The organism is Dyadobacter bucti, from assembly GCF_005869225.1.
Classification (GTDB): Bacteria; Bacteroidota; Bacteroidia; order Cytophagales; family Spirosomataceae; genus Dyadobacter; species Dyadobacter bucti.
In genome coordinates this window covers 279,097-297,148 of record NZ_SWFP01000007.1, presented here as the reverse complement: position 1 = coordinate 297,148, position 18,052 = coordinate 279,097, and the positions used below count along the sequence as shown (strand labels likewise).

Annotated in this window: 15 protein-coding genes; 10 read left to right on the top strand and 5 right to left on the bottom strand. The window is 45.6% G+C overall.

What is annotated here, in order from left to right:
• Positions 1-3: 3 nt before the first annotated feature.
• Positions 4-780, top strand: a complete 777-nt coding sequence (locus FBF61_RS23125) for a (Fe-S)-binding protein (protein WP_138481878.1) — start codon at positions 4-6, stop codon at positions 778-780.
• A gap of 83 nt (positions 781-863) precedes the next feature.
• On the opposite strand, the gene FBF61_RS23120 is transcribed toward FBF61_RS23125, so the two are convergent.
• Positions 864-1,259 carry a hypothetical protein gene (locus FBF61_RS23120; protein WP_138481875.1) on the bottom strand — a complete coding sequence of 132 codons (396 nt, stop codon included), beginning with the start codon at positions 1,257-1,259 and terminating at the stop codon, positions 864-866.
• A 243-nt stretch (positions 1,260-1,502) separates the two neighbouring features.
• Here FBF61_RS23120 and FBF61_RS23115 point away from each other — a divergent pair, with 243 nt between their 5' ends.
• From FBF61_RS23115 to odhB, 9 genes are all read left to right on the top strand, one after another.
• The gene (locus FBF61_RS23115; RefSeq protein ID WP_138481873.1) at positions 1,503-2,879 is read left to right on the top strand and encodes a lactate utilization protein B; all 1,377 of its coding nucleotides are present in this window, start codon (positions 1,503-1,505) and stop codon (positions 2,877-2,879) included.
• Position 2,880: 1 nt separating this feature from the next.
• Entirely contained in the window at positions 2,881-3,477 is a 597-nt protein-coding gene (locus tag FBF61_RS23110; RefSeq protein ID WP_138481871.1) for a LutC/YkgG family protein, read from the top strand.
• A 2-nt stretch (positions 3,478-3,479) separates the two neighbouring features.
• Positions 3,480-3,992, top strand: coding sequence for a GNAT family N-acetyltransferase (locus FBF61_RS23105; protein WP_138481869.1), 513 nt, complete (start codon positions 3,480-3,482; stop codon positions 3,990-3,992).
• 118 nt (positions 3,993-4,110) lie between these two features.
• The gene (gene cmk, locus FBF61_RS23100; RefSeq protein ID WP_138481866.1) at positions 4,111-4,818 is read left to right on the top strand and encodes a (d)CMP kinase; all 708 of its coding nucleotides are present in this window, start codon (positions 4,111-4,113) and stop codon (positions 4,816-4,818) included.
• 1 nt (position 4,819) lies between these two features.
• Positions 4,820-5,884 (top strand): NAD(P)/FAD-dependent oxidoreductase, encoded by a 1,065-nt coding sequence (locus FBF61_RS23095; RefSeq protein WP_138481864.1) that lies wholly within the window; start codon positions 4,820-4,822, stop codon positions 5,882-5,884.
• 16 nt (positions 5,885-5,900) lie between these two features.
• Entirely contained in the window at positions 5,901-9,113 is a 3,213-nt protein-coding gene (locus tag FBF61_RS23090) for a hypothetical protein (protein ID WP_138481862.1), read from the top strand.
• A 112-nt stretch (positions 9,114-9,225) separates the two neighbouring features.
• Entirely contained in the window at positions 9,226-10,152 is a 927-nt protein-coding gene (locus FBF61_RS23085; RefSeq protein ID WP_138481860.1) for a PorP/SprF family type IX secretion system membrane protein, read from the top strand.
• Positions 10,153-10,263: 111 nt separating this feature from the next.
• Positions 10,264-13,026 (top strand): 2-oxoglutarate dehydrogenase E1 component, encoded by a 2,763-nt coding sequence (locus FBF61_RS23080; RefSeq protein WP_138481858.1) that lies wholly within the window; start codon positions 10,264-10,266, stop codon positions 13,024-13,026.
• 51 nt (positions 13,027-13,077) lie between these two features.
• Complete coding sequence (odhB, locus tag FBF61_RS23075; protein ID WP_138481855.1) at positions 13,078-14,682, top strand: 2-oxoglutarate dehydrogenase complex dihydrolipoyllysine-residue succinyltransferase; 1,605 nt, start codon at positions 13,078-13,080, stop codon at positions 14,680-14,682.
• 76 nt (positions 14,683-14,758) lie between these two features.
• Here odhB and FBF61_RS23070 read toward each other — a convergent pair whose 3' ends face one another.
• The 4 genes from FBF61_RS23070 to rsmA form a co-directional block, all read right to left on the bottom strand.
• The gene (locus FBF61_RS23070; RefSeq protein WP_138481853.1) at positions 14,759-15,085 is read right to left on the bottom strand and encodes a nucleotide pyrophosphohydrolase; all 327 of its coding nucleotides are present in this window, start codon (positions 15,083-15,085) and stop codon (positions 14,759-14,761) included.
• Between the two features lie 218 nt (positions 15,086-15,303).
• Complete coding sequence (gene dtd, locus FBF61_RS23065) at positions 15,304-15,756, bottom strand: D-aminoacyl-tRNA deacylase (RefSeq protein ID WP_138481851.1); 453 nt, start codon at positions 15,754-15,756, stop codon at positions 15,304-15,306.
• A gap of 20 nt (positions 15,757-15,776) precedes the next feature.
• A complete protein-coding gene (gene mgtE, locus FBF61_RS23060; RefSeq protein ID WP_138481849.1) occupies positions 15,777-17,129 on the bottom strand; it encodes a magnesium transporter in 1,353 nt (450 codons plus the stop codon).
• A gap of 59 nt (positions 17,130-17,188) precedes the next feature.
• Complete coding sequence (gene rsmA, locus FBF61_RS23055; RefSeq protein WP_138482092.1) at positions 17,189-17,989, bottom strand: 16S rRNA (adenine(1518)-N(6)/adenine(1519)-N(6))-dimethyltransferase RsmA; 801 nt, start codon at positions 17,987-17,989, stop codon at positions 17,189-17,191.
• Positions 17,990-18,052 lie beyond the last annotated feature (63 nt).

Sequence of the window (18,052 nt, the reverse complement as noted above, 5' to 3'; positions counted from 1 at the left end):
AAGATGAACTACTCACATTTGAAAATAGGACTTTTTATCCCCTGCTATGTCGATCAGTTTTATCCGCAGGTAGGGATTGCGACGTTGGAATTACTGGAAAAACTGGGTTGTACGGTGACTTTTCCGCTGAATCAGACCTGCTGTGGCCAGCCGATGGCAAATTCGGGTTTCGAGCATTTGACCAAAGACTGCGACAGGCTTTTTTATAACAATTTTTCAGACTGTGATTATATCGTTTCTCCTTCTGGAAGCTGCGTGCTTCATATTAAAGACCATCTGAAAGTGGAAGGGAAGCCTGACGAATCCAAGGCGGTCAGAAAAAAAGTTTATGAGCTGGTTGAGTTTATTACCGATGTTTTGAAAGTGGATGCAATTGAAGCAGATTTTCCGTACCGGGTTGGTTTGCACCAGGGATGCCACGGACAGCGCGGCCTGCACCTTGCACAAATGACCGAACTCAACGCAGAACCGTTTTCGAAGCCGGTTTCCCTTTTGAAAAAAGTGCGGGGACTGGAATTGATCGATCTCGACAGAACAGATGAATGCTGTGGATTTGGCGGGACTTTCTGTGTCAGCGAAGAGGCAGTGTCAGTGAAAATGGGGAAAGACAGAGTATCGGACCATATCCGTCACAATGCGCAATACATTACGGGTTCTGATATGAGCTGCCTGCTGCATCTGGAAGGGATTCTGAAAAGACGCAACTCCGATGTAAAAGTGAAGCATATCGCAGAAATCCTGAACAGCGCCGTGAAACAAATACCGGTACCCATTGGATGAGCACCGGTATTTTACAAAGTTTACGGAAGCGCGCCGCAGCGGGCGTGCCACGCCTGGGTCAGAATCTGAGAAGAGTCTGTCGTTTAGTTGATTGAAGAAACGACGCGGCTCGTTTTTGTCAAAATATCAAACGATTGTGAAGTCTTCTCTTTACCGTCCGTGATTTCGAAGGTATAAGTACCGTCCAAAAGAGTAGACAGATCGAAGTATTTCAAATAGTTTGTTTCAGTACGTTTTTTCTCTGAGAAAAGAACAGAGTTGTTGCTGTCGAGGATACGTACCAAAACAGCCGGTGATTGTGGAGTGTTATATGAAACGCGGAATTGCATGGGTTTAACCTCAAGAATAGTCAGTTTGCTTGATGCTGTCTGACCTGATTCAGTGGTAGCGGCTGTAACTTGTGCATTGGATTTCAATGCAGATGCTGATAGAAGCAAGCCTGTAACGGCTGCGATAATAAGAGTGTTTTTGATTTTCATAGGAGTTAAAATTTAATTGTGTCTAAAAAAAGTTTTAAAAGAACTTTGATCAGACTCCGATGCCCCGATCGAAAAACTTTGTAATTCAAAATTATAACATCTTGCATTACAATAAAATAGCTTTTTCTGTATTTTTTAAAAGTTGTTTATTAAACAAATTGCAAACTTTGAATAGTGCAATGATTGTGAAAAGTGCAATTGTAATTCTTTATAAAATACTATTATTAAATTGTTAAGATAACTATGTCTAAAGCAATAATCGAACATGCCGAGGCTTCCGAGACCTTTAATAAGGACGAACCTTATGTGAACTGGCATGATGAAACCCTTTGGTTTGTGCGGCAGAAACGGGACAAGTCTTCGAAACAGCTGCCGGAATGGGAGCCCCTTCGATCGGCAGCTTCCAATATCAAGAATTACGTGCTTTCCAATATGGATGAGCTGCTGATATCTTTTGAACAAAAGGCGAAGGAAAACGGGATCCATGTGCATTGGGCGGCTGATGCGGCGGAACATAACGAGATTGTGCTGGGGCTGCTCAAAAAGCATAATATTGATAAGATGGTCAAAAGTAAGTCTATGCTTACGGAAGAATGCCACATGAACGAGTTCCTGATCAAAAACGGAATTGAGGTGATCGATACCGACCTCGGCGAGCGGATCGTCCAGTTGCGGCAGGAACCGCCCAGTCATATTGTACTTCCTGCGATCCATTTAAAGAAAAAGGATATTGGCGATCTTTTTCATGAGCACCTGGGCACCGAGGCCGGCGCGACCGATCCTCAGTACCTGACGGAAGCTGCCAGGCAGCATTTAAGGGATAAATTCCTGACCCGACGCGCCGCGTTGACGGGGGTTAATTTTGCCATCGCAGAAACCGGCGGATTTGTGGTCTGTACCAATGAAGGCAACGCAGATATGGGCGCGCACCTGGCCGACATCCACATTGCCTGTATGGGTTTTGAAAAAATAATCCCGAAACAGGAGGATCTGGGTGTATTTCTGAGACTGCTGGCACGTAGCGCTACCGGGCAGCCGGTGACTACTTACAGCAGCCATTTCAAGAAGCCTAGGGATGGGCAGGAAATGCATATTGTGATTGTGGACAATGGGCGGAGCACTCAGCTGGGCCGGGCGGATTTCCGTAATTCCCTGAAATGTATCCGCTGCGGGGCTTGCATGAATACTTGTCCCGTATATCGCAGAAGCGGAGGACACAGTTATCACAATGCGGTGGCTGGTCCGATCGGCTCGATTCTGGCCCCAAATCTGGACATGACCAAAAATGCTGACCTGCCTTTTGTGAGTACTTTGTGCGGAAGCTGCTCCAATGTATGCCCGGTGAAAATTGATATCCACGATCAGTTGTATAAATGGCGTCAGGTACTTGTTAAAGGCGGGCATGTGCCTCAGGCGAAAGAAATCGGGGTGAAGGCCATGTCTTTGGTATTGTCTCAGCCACGTTTTTACCAATGGTCGGGCAGGCTGGGGCGGTCTGTGATGCGGACGATACCTTTTGTGGTCAACAACGGATTAAATCCGTGGTTTAAGCAAAGGGAAATGCCCGAAGCGCCAAAAGAGAGTTTCAGAGATTGGTATGTCCGTAACAGAAAGAATTAAAATGACCTCACGCGAAAGAATCCTTGAGCAGATCAGGCAGAATAAACCTGCTGCGCTTGAAAAGCCTGAAAGTATCCGTTTTGACGGTGGCTATCAGGATACTGAAAGCAAATTTATTGAGACGCTAACCGCGATTTACACCGAAGTAATTATTGTAAAAAGCCACGCGGAGCTTGCTCAGAAAGCAGAAGAACTATATGCCTCGGTCGTAAACCGCGCTTCCACGCTTCCTTCGCTTGCCGGCTGGTCGGATTTTAGTCTGAATATTGCGGATCCGCATGAACTGGAGCTGATCGAGATCGCTATCGTTGAAGCGGAGTTCGGAGTAGCAGAAAATGGGGCAGTCTGGATTTCGGACAAATACCTTCCGCACCGTGCCTTGCCTTTTATTACGCAGAACCTGGCTTTTGTCATACCGCGAAAAGCACTGGTAAACAATATGCACGATGCTTATGCAAGATTATCGGATACTACCGGCTGGGGATGTTTTATTGCGGGTCCTTCCAAAACGGCTGATATTGAGCAGTCGCTGGTGATCGGTGCGCACGGTGCTCGGAGTATGGTTATTTTTCTGATGGATGAAGATCTGGATATTTAAATATGGATCTGGAAATTACGCTTCGTCATTTTGAAAGAAATATGGCTGCAAAACTCGTTTTGCTTGCGAATAATGCCAATGTGTCGGCAAATGGCAGAAACAGTTTTCCTTATCCCTATACCATTTCCGATGCACATCAGTGGGTCGATTTCTGTAATGACAAACGGAACATCAACATTTTCAACAGGGCTGTTTTTTGCAATGATGAGTTTGTTGGCGGCATAGGCGTAGTGCGGCAGGAGGACATTCATCAGAACAATGCCGAGATCGGTTACTGGCTTGGCGAGCCTTACTGGGGCAGGAACATTATGACAATGGCCGTAAAACAGATGACCGGCTGGATTTTTGAAAATACTTCAATATCACGTTTATATGCAGGGGTATTTGCTACTAATGCCGCCTCGATGCGTGTACTGGAAAAAGCAGGCTACCATCTGGAGGCCATACACCGGAAGGCTATCATTAAAAACGGGCATGTGCTAGACGAGCATTTGTTTGTGAAGCTGGCACATTAAAACTTGAAAACAGTTTTTCGAAATCTTGATCGGAAAAAGGTTTTCCCCGCATTCTTTCTCCTATTTTTGCAATGCTTACTGGCATTGTTTTCCTATTTTTTTAATACTACGTTTTGATATGCCCAAGATAATCGTTGCTATTGACGGTTTTTCGAGTTGCGGAAAAAGTACGACCGCAAAACTGGTTGCCCGGCAACTCAACTATCCATACATTGACACCGGTGCCATGTATAGGGCTGTAACACTGTATTTTATACAAAACCATATTGCACTGACCAACCCGAAGGAAACCGGCCAGGCTCTCGCGGATGTTCATATTTCTTTCCGTCGGCACCCCGAACTGGGCCGCAACGATACTTACTTGAATGGACTGAATGTGGAGGACGAGATCCGGAAAATGTACGTGTCCGAAAAAGTAAGCGACGTGAGTGCGATTGCGGAAGTAAGGCATGCGCTTGTGGCCCAGCAGCAGCGTATGGGTAAAACCAAGGGCATTGTAATGGACGGTCGGGACATAGGTACAGTGGTATTCCCACAGGCAGAACTGAAAATTTTCATGACCGCCGATCCGATGATCAGGGCGCAGAGAAGGCAGTTGGAATTAATGGAAAAAGGGGAGTTGGTAGGTCTTGCCGAAATCGCCGAAAATCTCAAAATGCGGGACCATATTGATACAACCAGGAGTGAAAGCCCTTTGAGGCAGGCCGACGATGCGGTTTATATCGATAATTCGCTGATGACACTGGACGAGCAGGTGGAGCTGGTTGTGCGGCTGGCAGACGAGCAGATCGGATTGTCTTTTCGCCGTGAAATGAATAAGGCGTAATATGGCTGATTTCGATTATCTGATTGTCGGACAAGGGATTGCTGGCACTTCATTGGCGTGGCATTTACATGATGCCGGTAAAAATATACTGATTGTTAATGACATAACACAGCCTTCCTCTTCTCACGTAGCCGCCGGGATATTTAATCCGCTTACTGGAAAAAAACTTGTCAAAACCTGGTTGGCAGATGATCTGTTTCCCTATGCCGGTACTTTTTACTCCGATCTCGAAAACCGGCTCGGGGCCCGCTTTCAACATTATACTTCTATTTTTCGGCCATTCCGGTCTATTGAAGAACAAAACACGTATTTAGCTCAGACTGCTGACCCCGGGATCTCACGTTATGTACAGCAGGAGATTGACCCGGCGGAGGTTTCCAAATATATCCATGCGGACTATGGCGGCCTGGAAGTAACCAGGTCCGGCTGGATCGACTTGCCGCTTATGCTGGAAAAAAGCCGTGAATTTTTTAAAAATGAAGGACATTATTCGGAGGAGTTATTTGATGTGGCTGATCTTGATACAGCAGGAGAGGGGCCGATGTGGAAAGGTATGGCCTTTGGAAAAGTGATTTTATGCCAGGGTTTTAAGGCGCTTGAAAATCCGTTTTTCAACTGGCTGCCGTTTACTCCCGTGAAGGGCCAGCTGTTGGAAATTGACGTTGCTGAAAACATCAAACCTTATGTGATTAACCAGGGAATATTTATCCTGCCTGTATCGGAAACGAGGTGCAAAGTAGGGGCGACCTATTCCTGGGATCCGCTGGATTGGCAGCCTGCAGAAGCAGCCACGAAAGAGCTGGAAAGTAAATTAATGCCCTTAATGAAGTTACCTTACAAGATCCGATCCGAAGTAGCCGGGATACGTCCGTCTGTAAGGGACCGGAGGCCGCTCGTGGGCATTCACCCGGAACATGGTAACATTGGAATTTTCAATGGATTAGGTACAAAAGGTGTTACGCTGGCCCCGTTTTTTGCACGGCAGTTCGCAGAACATCTGGAAAACGGCAAAGAATTGAACCCGTTAGTTAATATTAAAAGGTATTTTTCGTTATATTTCCATTGAAGTCAGCCTTAGTAATATGAGCATAAAATATCTATACAAGTTAACCTTTCCGGTCTGTCTGACGGTGATTTTAGGACTATTCACCGAATCGAACGCACAACGTTATCCGTCTCAGGAGACATTTGGGAAAAACCGGGTGCAGTATAAGACTTTCAACTGGAAGATTTTCAGGACTACCAACTTCGAGATTTATCATTATCAGGGCGGTACTGCCCTTGCCAAGCTCACAGCTCAATATGCTGAAAGTGAGTTTGATAAAATTACAGATATACTTGGATGGACTCCATATAGCCGCGTTAAGATCTTTCTCTACAATTCTCCCGCGGAACTTGAACAGAGTAATATGGGCCTTTCCACACTGGACAATCTGGATGAGCAAAAACTGGATTTGTCGCAGTCGCGGGTGGAAGTAGCCTATACTGGGGACCAGATCGGTTTTCGTAAAAAACTTGTAAAGGATATCAGCCTTCTTTTTGTATACGACATGCTTTATGGCGGAAATATGAAAGAAGCGTTACAAAGTTCGCTGCTCCTCACACTTCCCGAATGGTTTATGTCGGGTACGGCTGCATACATTGCGGAAGGCTGGTCACCGGAGCTGAATGATTACATGCGGGATTTTTTCAAAAACCGCAAGGTGAGAAAACCGACGCTTATGACCGGAAATGACGCAACATTGATCGGTCATTCAATATGGAACTATATATCCGAGAGATATGGGAAAGACAAGATATCGGATATTTTGAACCTCACCCGCATTATCCGGACCGAACAAACCAGTATCACAAGCACATTGGGTGTTCAGTCTTATAACCGTTTTTTGCGTGACTGGAGGGCTTATTACCTGAACCAGAACAAGAACATTGAACAGTTCTACACGGACCCAAGCCCAACCTGGAAATATAGGCTCAATGAATTCAGTGTTTCGGATGCGAATGCAGTGATCAAAGTGTCTCCGGACAAGAAATTTACGGCAGTCAGCGAAATCAAAAATGGTCGTTACAGGGTCTATTTGTTCGACAGCGAAACCGGCTCGAAGAAAATCGTGCGTCAGGGGAAACTGGACTTCATCGGCGGAAGAATGAAAACGCAGCCTCCGTTGCTGGGATGGTCCAGAAACAATACGCTGGCAATCCTGGCTTCTGAAAATGACCGCAAGAATTTCTATTTGTACGAAAATCTTGGGACCAAAAAAATTAAAATCAAGCTGAAACGTAACATTCGCGGGCTTGATCAGATCATGGACATGGATATTTCCCATGATGGTACAATGCTCGCTGTCAGCGCCGATAAAGGTGGCCAGAATGATTTGTTCCTGATCAGTGTTGCCAGAGCCTCGCCTCTGCCTCTCACAAATGATCTTTACGATGATCTGTCTCCGCGTTTCGTTCAGGGGTCGTCGAGAAGGATCGTATTTTCATCCAACAGGCCTGCGGATTCCCTTAGTACGGACAAGGGGAGCTACAAAACCATCTCTTCGTCATTTACGATGTATGAGCATGACGGTTCACCGCGGTCGGAAGGTAGGATCAAGCTTTTGCAGACTGACGGAAAAACAAAGACATATCCGATTTATGCGGATGACAATGACGTGTTATACTTGTCCAACGAAAAAGGGATAAGCAATGTATTTAAGTTTAACCGGGCCTCAAATACAAGTACACAACTCACAAATTACGTCCATAATATCAGAAATGCGGATGTGACTCTGAAGTCCGGCGGTGCATTGGCATACACTTATCTTCATGACGGGTATTATACTGCTGCCTATAAAAATGGCTTTGATATCAATGCTGCGGTCAATACGCCTTCCCTGAGTACGGTTGCGTCGAAGGGGGCAGGTGAGCAGCCCGAAGCCGGTGCTGTTCAAACTGACTCCGCCGGCAAGGTTGAGCAGCAGTCAGTGGCACCCAAAATTGCGCTTGGTGAAGGAGAGGTTGATACGGATAATTATGAATTTGATGAAGATGTCCTGAAAACGTTCGAGTCGCGTCAGCGGAGAGGGACTTTCGAAAATGCGCCAGGTGCCTTGTCGCGAACCAAGGCAATCCGCGAAAATATTGCGATCAAAGGTCCTTATACTTACAAAGGGTTGTTTATCACCAACGATGCGGCCTCCGACTGGCGTATTGACCCGATCAGAGGATTTGGTTTTGCACAGTCCATTTCCATGAATGATTTGCTTGAAAACCATATTATCAAAGCAGGTCTTTTTATATCGTCCAATTTCCGGAACAGTGACCTGTTTGCAGAATATTCCAACAACACTTATCGCATCGATTTTGGGATGCGGATTGACAGAAAAAGCCTGTATATTGATTCTGAGAATACTCCGAAAAAATACCGCTTCAATCAGCTGATGTTCTCTGCTTCTTATCCTTTTTCGACAACAAGCAGGCTTACTTTGTCGCCCATGTATACTTCTACCAGAATGATAGATGTGTACATTCTTGCAAATCCGGATGTAGCATCTAATTACGGAGGGCTGAGAAGCGAATATGTATTCGATAACACACGTGTGAACGGTATGAATATGATGGAAGGTACGCGCTTCAAGATCCGCTACGATGCCCAGTTAGGACTTTCCGACAGCAATGAGAGCTTCAACCGCGTGAGTTTGGATTTTCGTCATTATCAGAAAATTCACAGGGATCTTATTTTAGCAATCCGTGCCTCGGGAAGTCATTCTGGTGGAAAAGCGCCTAAGCAAAATATCCTGGGCGGGATGGAGAACTGGGTAGGTAACAGAAAAGAAAACCGGACGGATGAAAACCCGCTGAATTTCCAGGGAGACAACAGGGATATTTTCTTCGCTGATTTCGCGACCAATCTGAGAGGTTTCAAGCTGAACCGTTTATCAGGCACCAGCTACATGCTTTTGAATGCGGAATTACGTATTCCGTTGGTCAAGTATCTTTATCGCGGGGCAATCACATCCAGCTTCCTTCGTAATTTCCAGATCGTGGGTTTCGGGGATATAGGGACTGCATGGACGGGTAAGGGGCCGTTTAGTGAGAATAACAGTTTGAACACGCAGATCATTGGAGATGAAGGAGATCCTTTCAGGGCGACGGTTACCAATTATAAAAACCCGTACCTGATGGGTTACGGAGTAGGGGCAAGAACAACCCTGTTCGGATTCTATGCCAAGTTTGATTATGCATGGGGAGTTGACAACGGATTTACTAATAAAGCAATTCCCTATGTAACATTGGGTTATGATTTTTGATAAAAAATATCAGTATAAAAAGTTGTTACCAGAGTTATAAAAAATGGCAGGAGGCAATTTCTCCTGCCATTTTTGGTTTAATAAGTATACCAATTTGCTAAGGCCATTTCTTATGAACAGACATTTCCAATGTGTCGGATTGCCGGTTTTCGCTTTGACTTTACTGTTTTTATCCCAGATCCAATCCGCTTTTGCGCAAAGGGAAGTGCTCTACGAACAGTATCTTCAGAATCCGATGGCCATTAATCCGGCGTTTACCGGGGTCAGGGGTGACTTCAATATGACCGCAATGTTCAGAAGGAAATGGTTCAATATTCAGAACTCACCTTCCAGCCAGACTTTTGCGGCGGACGGCACTTTTGGCAACGGCAAATTCGGGGCTGGTTTCCAGGCTCTTAACGATCAGACGAGCTATTTTACGACTACTGGGATTTCCGGATCATTTGCCTATCATTTAGGTATTTCTGATCAATGGAAATTCAGTGTGGGGGCACAAGGCGGAATTAACGTCCTACCAGTAGTCGACCGGACAGGTTCAAGTACAAACAGGGCTCTGGGCAGTTTCGGTATCGGCGGCTGGCTGAGGTCCGATCAGCTTTATTTTGGAATATCCAAGCCGGAAGTACTGACGCATGATTTCGGTAATCAAATAATTGGCGGTTTCTACAGGCGACCGTTATACGTGATGGCGGGTGGGAGCTATGATCTGAGCGAGGACGTGATGATGTTGCCGCATGTATTGGTAGTGCAAGAAAAGGACCATAAACTAAGGGTGGATTTAGGGTCCAGGTTTTGGTTTAACGAAAAAGTAGGGATCGGCGCGTCTTACAGAATGGGAGGGCGGATGCCTGCAGTTTCGTCAAAAGTTGATTTTTTACAGTTGTCTGCTGAGGTTCAGGTAGGTAACAATGTAAGGCTTGGTTATTTCTACAGCACGCGACAAGTGGAACAGATTTACACGTATTCGTCAGGTCCGAAGGGGATCCATGAACTGATGCTGAAGTTTATTCCAAACCCTGCAGGCTTTCAGAAATATTAGAAATTAGAACGGTTACAAATCGTTTTTGGCCCAAGTTAAAAGGAGAATTTATTCGTAATGTTTAACTAACTCTCGTACCTTTGTGCGGTAAAAGAAATAATCACATTTGTGATGGATAAATACACTTATATAGCAAATTCCGACGCCGCTTACATAGAGGATTTATATAATTCCTATAAGCAAGATTCAGCTTCAGTAGATGAAGGCTGGCAAAAGTTTTTTGAAGGTTTCGACTTCTCTCAAAAGTATCCCGTCAATGGTAATGGGCATACAAATGGCACCGTAAATGGTAAAGAAGCGACCACGACAACAAAGGTCGATCCGTCCCGTATCCGTAAGGAAATGGAGGTCGTCCACCTGATTCGTGGTTTCAGATCCAGAGGACACTTGCTTGCAACAACAAATCCGATCCAGAAAAGAAAAGACCGCAGGCCACAGCTTGACATCTCCGACTTTAACCTGGGGCCGGAAGATATGGACTCTGTGTTTGAAGCGGGTGTCGAAGTATTCGGACGCCCTGCTACGCTTCGCGAGATTGTTGATTCCCTGAAAACGATTTATACAAGAAACATTGGTTTTGAGTATTTATACATTCGTGACCGCGAGCAAAAAAGCTGGTTGCGTAAAAAAATCGAGAAAGAAGCCCTGAATATGGAGTTCTCTATTGACGAGAAAAAACATATTCTTTCCAAATTGAACGAGGCTGTTGTTTTTGAAAATTTCCTTCATACCAAATATCTGGGGCAGAAGCGCTTTTCTCTCGAAGGCGGGGAAACTACTATTCCTGCCTTGGATGCCCTGATCATCAAGGCCGCTGAAATGGGCGTTGTGGAAGTGATGATCGGTATGGCGCACCGCGGCAGGCTGAATGTACTTGCCAATGTCATGCAAAAAACTTACGGGCAGATTTTTAACGAGTTCGAAGGCAATTTGCCGGACCAGGTATGGGGTGACGGGGATGTGAAATACCATATGGGTTTTGCGAGCCAGATCACTACTGAAAATGGCGAGAAGGTCCATCTGAAACTTGCTCCCAATCCATCACACCTTGAAGCGGTGAACCCGGTTGTGGAAGGTTATATTCGTGCACGTGCGGATGGTATGTATGACAGCGACTACGATCGCGTACTGCCTGTGCTTATCCATGGAGATGCTGCTGTGGCAGGGCAGGGTATTGTTTACGAGGTTACGCAAATGTCGGCCCTGAACGGATATTACACCGGCGGTACGATCCATTTTGTTATCAATAACCAGGTCGGTTTTACAACTGATTTTGTTGATGCGAGGTCAAGTATTTATTGTACCGACATTGCCAAAATAGTTGATGCGCCGGTTCTCCATGTAAACGGCGATGATCCGGAGGCGGTTGTTTTCTGCATGCGACTCGCAGTGGAATATCGCCAGAAATTCAATAAGGATATCTTTATCGATATGGTTTGCTATCGTCGTCACGGACACAACGAAGCGGACGAGCCTAAATTTACCCAGCCTGTTCTCTACAAATCGATTGAAACCCATCAGAATCCACGCGAGATATATCAGAAAACGCTCGCTGAACGGGGTGATGTTGACGCGCAACTGGCTGCCAATATGGATAAAGAGTTCAAGCAATTGTTGCAGGAACGTTTGGACATGGTGAAGCAGAAAGCGTTACCATATACCTTGCCGAAACTGGAACAGGAATGGCATACTTTGCGGAAGTCAAAGCCGGAGGATTTTGAAAAATCCCCCGAAACCGGCGTTCCGCTTGAAATACTTGAAAAAATTGGAAAAGCACTGATCACCACTCCCCAGGATTTTAACAGGCTTAAGCAAATTGACAAGTTGCTGAAAGACCGGGAGCAGATGATTTTTGATAAAAAGGAAGTGAACTGGGCTACCGCTGAATTGCTCGCCTATGGTTCGATCCTGACAGAAGGAAATATAGTTCGTTTGAGCGGGCAGGATGTGCAGCGGGGTACTTTCTCCCACAGGCATGCGGTTTTGCGGGATGTAGAAACCAATGCCGCATACAGCAGTCTTGAACATATTCAGGAGGATCAGGGACGTTTCATGATCTACAACTCACTGCTTTCCGAATATGGGGTGCTTGGTTTTGAATTCGGCTACTCGATGGCAAATCCCAATGCCCTGGTAATCTGGGAAGCACAGTTCGGGGATTTTGCAAATGGTACACAGGTAATTATCGACCAGTTTGTAACATCCAGTGAGACCAAATGGGACCGCTGGACGGGGTTGGTAATGTTGCTGCCGCACGGATACGAAGGCCAGGGGCCGGAGCACTCCAACGCGCGTCCGGAACGTTATCTGCAGCTTTCTGCTAATTATAACCTTATAGTTGCCAATGTTACAACGCCTGCTAACTTCTTTCACCTGCTACGCAGACAGCTGAAATTTCCTTTCAGGAAGCCTTTGGTAGTGATGTCGCCTAAATCGATGCTCAGGCATCCCCTGTGCGTATCCCCGGTGGAAAGTCTCGTGAATGGTTCTTTCCAGGAAACGATCGGTGATACTTATGCAGATCCGAAAAAAGTGAAGAAAGTGCTGCTTTGTACAGGAAAACTTTATTATGAGTTGTACGAAAGGCAGCAGGCTGATAAACGCGATGATGTTGCGATTATTCGTCTTGAACAAATGCATCCGTTCCCGCAGAACCAGATTGATGCACATTTGGCTCAATATGAAAATGCAAAAGTATATTGGGTACAAGAGGAACCTTTCAATATGGGTGGCTGGACCTTTATGCTGAGAATGTATAAAGGCGTGAAACCTTTACAGGTAATTGCCCGTGAATCCAGTGCCTCTCCGTCTACTGGCTTCTCGAAAATCCATGCAAAGGAGCAGACAGAAATCATTACGAGAGCTTTTGAATGATTATTCCTATAATTTTTAGACACTTAATTCGATAACAAGATTGCAGATAAAATGGCTGAAATTGAAATAAAAGTACCGCCGGTTGGCGAGTCGATTACGGAGGTTACAATTGGAAACTGGTTCAAGAATGATGGCGATTTTGTGAAAATGGATGAAGTCATTTGCGGACTTGATTCAGACAAAGCGACTTTTGAATTAACTGCCGAGGCAGAAGGTGTTTTACATATTAAGGCTCAGGAAGGAGACACTCTGAACATCGGGGATCTGATCGCAACCATCGAATCAGCCTCCAATGGTGCTTCAAAAGAAACTGCGCCAAAACAGGAAGCTCCTGCGAAACAATCCGCCGACGCGCCAGTCGAAGCAGCACCGGAAAAAGTGGAAGCCAAAACTGAAGAACCTGCTCCGGCCGTTGCAGCTGTTGCTGCCGCTCCGGGTAAAGCTTATGAAATGAAAGTTCCCGCAGTGGGTGAGTCGATTACGGAGGTTACAATTGCATCCTGGTCTAAAAAGGATGGTGATCATGTGGAAGTCGATGAAATTCTTTGCGAACTGGAGTCGGATAAAGCGACCTTCGAATTACCTGCCGAAGCAGCAGGAACTTTGAGGATTGTAGGAAAAGAGGGAGATACTTTGCCAATCGGTGCTTTAATCTGCACGATTGAACCGGGACAAGGTGCTCCTGCGGCGCAACCGGCGGCATCTGCACCTGCACCTGCCGGTAATACTCCCGCAGATAAAGGTTATAGTGAAAAACATACTTCACCTGTTGCCGCCAAAATTCTGGCGGAAAAAGGTATTGATCCGAAAGATGTTAACGGATCAGGTTCAGGTGGACGTATCATGAAGGACGATGCATTGAAAGCAGGTAATAAACCAGCTGAATCTGCGCCACAGCCAGCGGCACCGGCGCAGCCGAAACAGGCCGCAGCTCCTGCTCCGGCACCTGCGGGATCCCGTGGGCAGCGCCGTGAAAAAATGTCATCCCTTCGTAAAACCATTGCACGTCGTCTGGTAGCTGTTAAGAATGAAACAGCTATGCTTACTACTTTTAACGAAGTGGATATGAAGCCTGTAATGGATGTCCGTTCGAAATTCAAGGACAAATTCAAAGAAAAACATGAGGTTGGGCTAGGCTTTATGTCGTTTTTCGTAAAAGCCGTTACCGTGGCGTTGAAAGACTTCCCTGTAATCAATGCAAATTTGGATGGAGATGAGTTGATCTTCAATGATTTCAGTGATATTTCTGTGGCGGTTTCGACACCTCGCGGCTTGGTAGTACCGGTTATCCGTAATGCTGAAACATTGTCATTTGCTGCGATTGAGAAAGAAATCGTTCGTCTGGCTGTACGTGCCCGTGACGGAAAACTTGGATTGGATGAAATGTCAGGTGGTACGTTTACAATTACCAATGGCGGTACGTTCGGCTCGATGCTTTCTACCCCGATCATCAATGCACCGCAATCTGCGATTTTAGGTATGCACAATATCGTTGAACGTGCTGTTGTGGTCGATGGACAAATCGTGATTCGTCCTATCATGTATGTGGCCTTATCTTACGACCACCGTATAATTGATGGAAAAGATTCAGTTAGCTTCCTTGTTCGCGTAAAACAGCTCCTGGAAGATCCCATGAGATTATTATTGGATATGTGATCCATTGATAGATGTTATTATAAAAAGACTCAGCCCCGGAAAGCTTTCCGGGGCTGAGTCTTTTTATAATGCTATGCTAGCTCAATTTTGGATTCCCTTTGTGCCGATCCTTATCCCGGTCTGTTTTCTTCTCCATATTTTTTTCAAAAGCCTTGGTAAGGTCAACTCCGGTCTGGTTTGCGAGGCAGATCAGCACGAACAGAATGTCAGCCATTTCATCTCCAAGATCTTTGCCCAGATCCGATTTCTTGAACGACTGGTCCCCGTACGTTCTTGCCATTATCCGCGCCAGTTCACCCACTTCTTCTGTCAGAATGGTCATATTTGTCAGTTCTGAGAAATACCGGACTCCGTATGTTTTTATCCAGGTATCAACTTGGGATTGAGCTTCTTCTAGGGACATTTTTTTAGTTTTGAATGACTGAATGAGTGAATGAGTGAATGAGTGAATTAGTGAATGAGTGAATGAGTGAATGACTGAATGACTGAATGACTGAATGACTGAATGAGTGAATGAGTGAATGAGTGAATGAGTGAATGAGTGAATGAGTGAATGACTGAATGACTGAATGAGTGAATGACTGAATGATCCGCCGTGGAACGGGGAATGTGTGATTTTGATCAAATGCGATTTTTTGAGTCTATGATAATAGTAACGGGGCCATCGTTCAAAAGTGAAACCTTCATGTCGGCGCCGAATTCTCCGCACTGGATTGGGCTTCCCATTTCGCCGTTTAGGAAAGCTGTCATTTTTTGATACAATGGTATGGCAATATCAGGTTTTGCTGCGTCTATGAAAGATGGGCGGTTTCCTTTTTTTGTATTGGCATGAAGTGTAAACTGACTGATCAGTAAGATATTACCTCCGACAGTTTTTAGATCGAGGTTCATTTTTCCTTCCTCGTCACCGAAGATCCGCATCCCAACGATTTTTCTGCCAAGCCACTCCACGTCTTCATTAGTATCCTCATGTGTGATGCCAAGTAGAACCAGAAAACCAACGCCAATCTGTCCTCTTACTTCTCCTTCAATAGCAACCGAGGCTTCACTAACCCGTTGGATTACAGCAATCATGTATATGTTTGATCAATTACCTACAAATTCAAAAGCAAATGCGCCAGCCCGAAGTACACGCCATAGCCGATGAGATCATTAGCGGTCGTTATAAACGGCCCTGATGCTACTGCGGGATTGATCCCAACTCTGTCCAGGATAATAGGAGTGACCGTACCCATAAAGGATGCGAGAAAGACTACCGACATCAGTGCGGCAGATACCACCAATGCAAGCTGCAATTCGTTTCCTATCAGCAAATTAAAACCGAAAACAATGCAGCTGATAATCAATCCGTTGATAAATGCTACCGCAAACATACGGATCAGTCGCTGACCTACTGTGGTATCCAACCCGGTTTTATCGGCAAGGCTCTGAAGAATAATAGAAGAAGTCTGAATCCCGACATTACCCCCGGTAGAGCCGATGATAGGAATAAATGCGGCCATAGCCGGGATTATTTTAAGGTCGCCTTCAAAAAAACTGATGAACTTGGCGGCCAGAATTCCCCCCATCATTCCCACAAGCAGCCACGGCAAACGTGCCTTCGTTTGCTCCCAGATTGTATCATCCTCTTCCACGTCCCCGGTGATACCGGCCATCGCCAGAGTATCTGAACTGGCCTGGTCCGTGATCACATCTATAACATCATCAATGGTGATCCTGCCCAATAGTTTGCCCTGAACATTCACCACCGGCAATGCATCCAAATCGTACCGCTGCATCAGCTCGGCGACTTCTTCTGCGGGGCGGTAGGTTTCCACGAAGATCACATCCTTGTCGTAAAGGCTTTCAATTTTCGTGTTTTTGTGGGCTAATACGATTTTTTTCAAAGAAAGTATCCCATGCAATTTCCCGAGGTCATCGACCACATATACTGCATACACCTTTCCGACATCCTCTGCTTGTTTCCGTAGTTCTTCAATGCACTGATTTACGGTCCAGTTTACATTGGCTTTTACCAATTCCTTCTGCATCAGACCACCCGCCACATCTTCGTCATAGTGCAGCAGGTCGAGGATAAACCTTGCCTGCTCACGGTCTTCAAGCAGCGCAATAACCTCTTCCCGCACACGGATAGGCTGCTCGTTCAGCAAATCCACCGCATCATCCGAATCAAAAAGATTGACAAAATGGGAAATTTCTTCTGAGGTAAAAGCTTTAAGGAATTCCCGTCTTTCGTTGGGATCCATGTCTGCGAGAATCTCGGCACCGGTCTGAGTTTCCAGCTGACTGATCAGGAATTTTGCAGATTCTGTTTGCAGTTCGGACAAAAGCCCGCTGATATCCGCAGCAAAAAGACCCTCCATTTCGGTCCTGATGGCGGCCGAATCTTCTTTTTCAATTAATCCCTGTATGTGTTCTACATATTCTTTGGTTAATTCAAACGTCATTGGTTTTTAGCTTTTGGCGATGAACAAAATGGCTGTGGCGCAGCTAAGGGGTCCAGAAATCACAACTGTGGTAAAAAGCTTTCCGCCAATTGGGTAAGGTCAACAAACTCATTTACGCTCAACTGTTCCGCACGCTTGGTCAGAAGTGGGTGATCAGGGAACTCACCTATCGGCTTTAATGCATTTCTCAGGGTTTTCCTACGCTGATTAAAGGCCGTTTTGACTACCCGAAAAAACAGTTTTTCGTCACAATCCAGCGCCGCGGTAGCATTTCGTCGGAGCCTGATCACACCCGACTGGACTTTTGGGGGAGGATCAAAAGCGCCCGGAGGAACAGAAACCAGATAATCTATATCATAAAATGCCTGTAACAAAACGCTCAGGATTCCGTAATCCTTGTTTCCAGGAGGCGATGCAATGCGCTGTGCGACTTCCTTCTGAAGCATGCACACAATTTCCGGGATCTGATCACGGATCTGCAATGCCCGAAAAAAAATCTGGGAGGAAATGTTATAAGGGAAATTGCCTATGATGGCAAAAGGCTGGTTAAATGTCTCGTTCGGATTGAATTTGAGAAAATCGCCTTCAATAATCCTGGGTGTAAGCTGCTCGTAGTGTTTTTTCAGGTACGCAACCGACTCCGTATCTATTTCAATTACATACGTAGTGAAATCGTTCCTTTCCAGAAGAAATTGCGTTAACACACCCATGCCCGGACCGATTTCCAGGGCCTGTTTATATGCGCCGTGCCCGGACAGTCCGTCCACGATGCGTCGGGCAATATTCATGTCCTTGAGAAAGTGCTGGCCGAGGTGCTTTTTGGCCCTGACTTTCGATTCATCCCTATTTTTATAATTTATTTTCACGAACCAAAATTACGTCTTAATTCGTAGATTTATCGAATAAAGAATTGGAAGGAACCT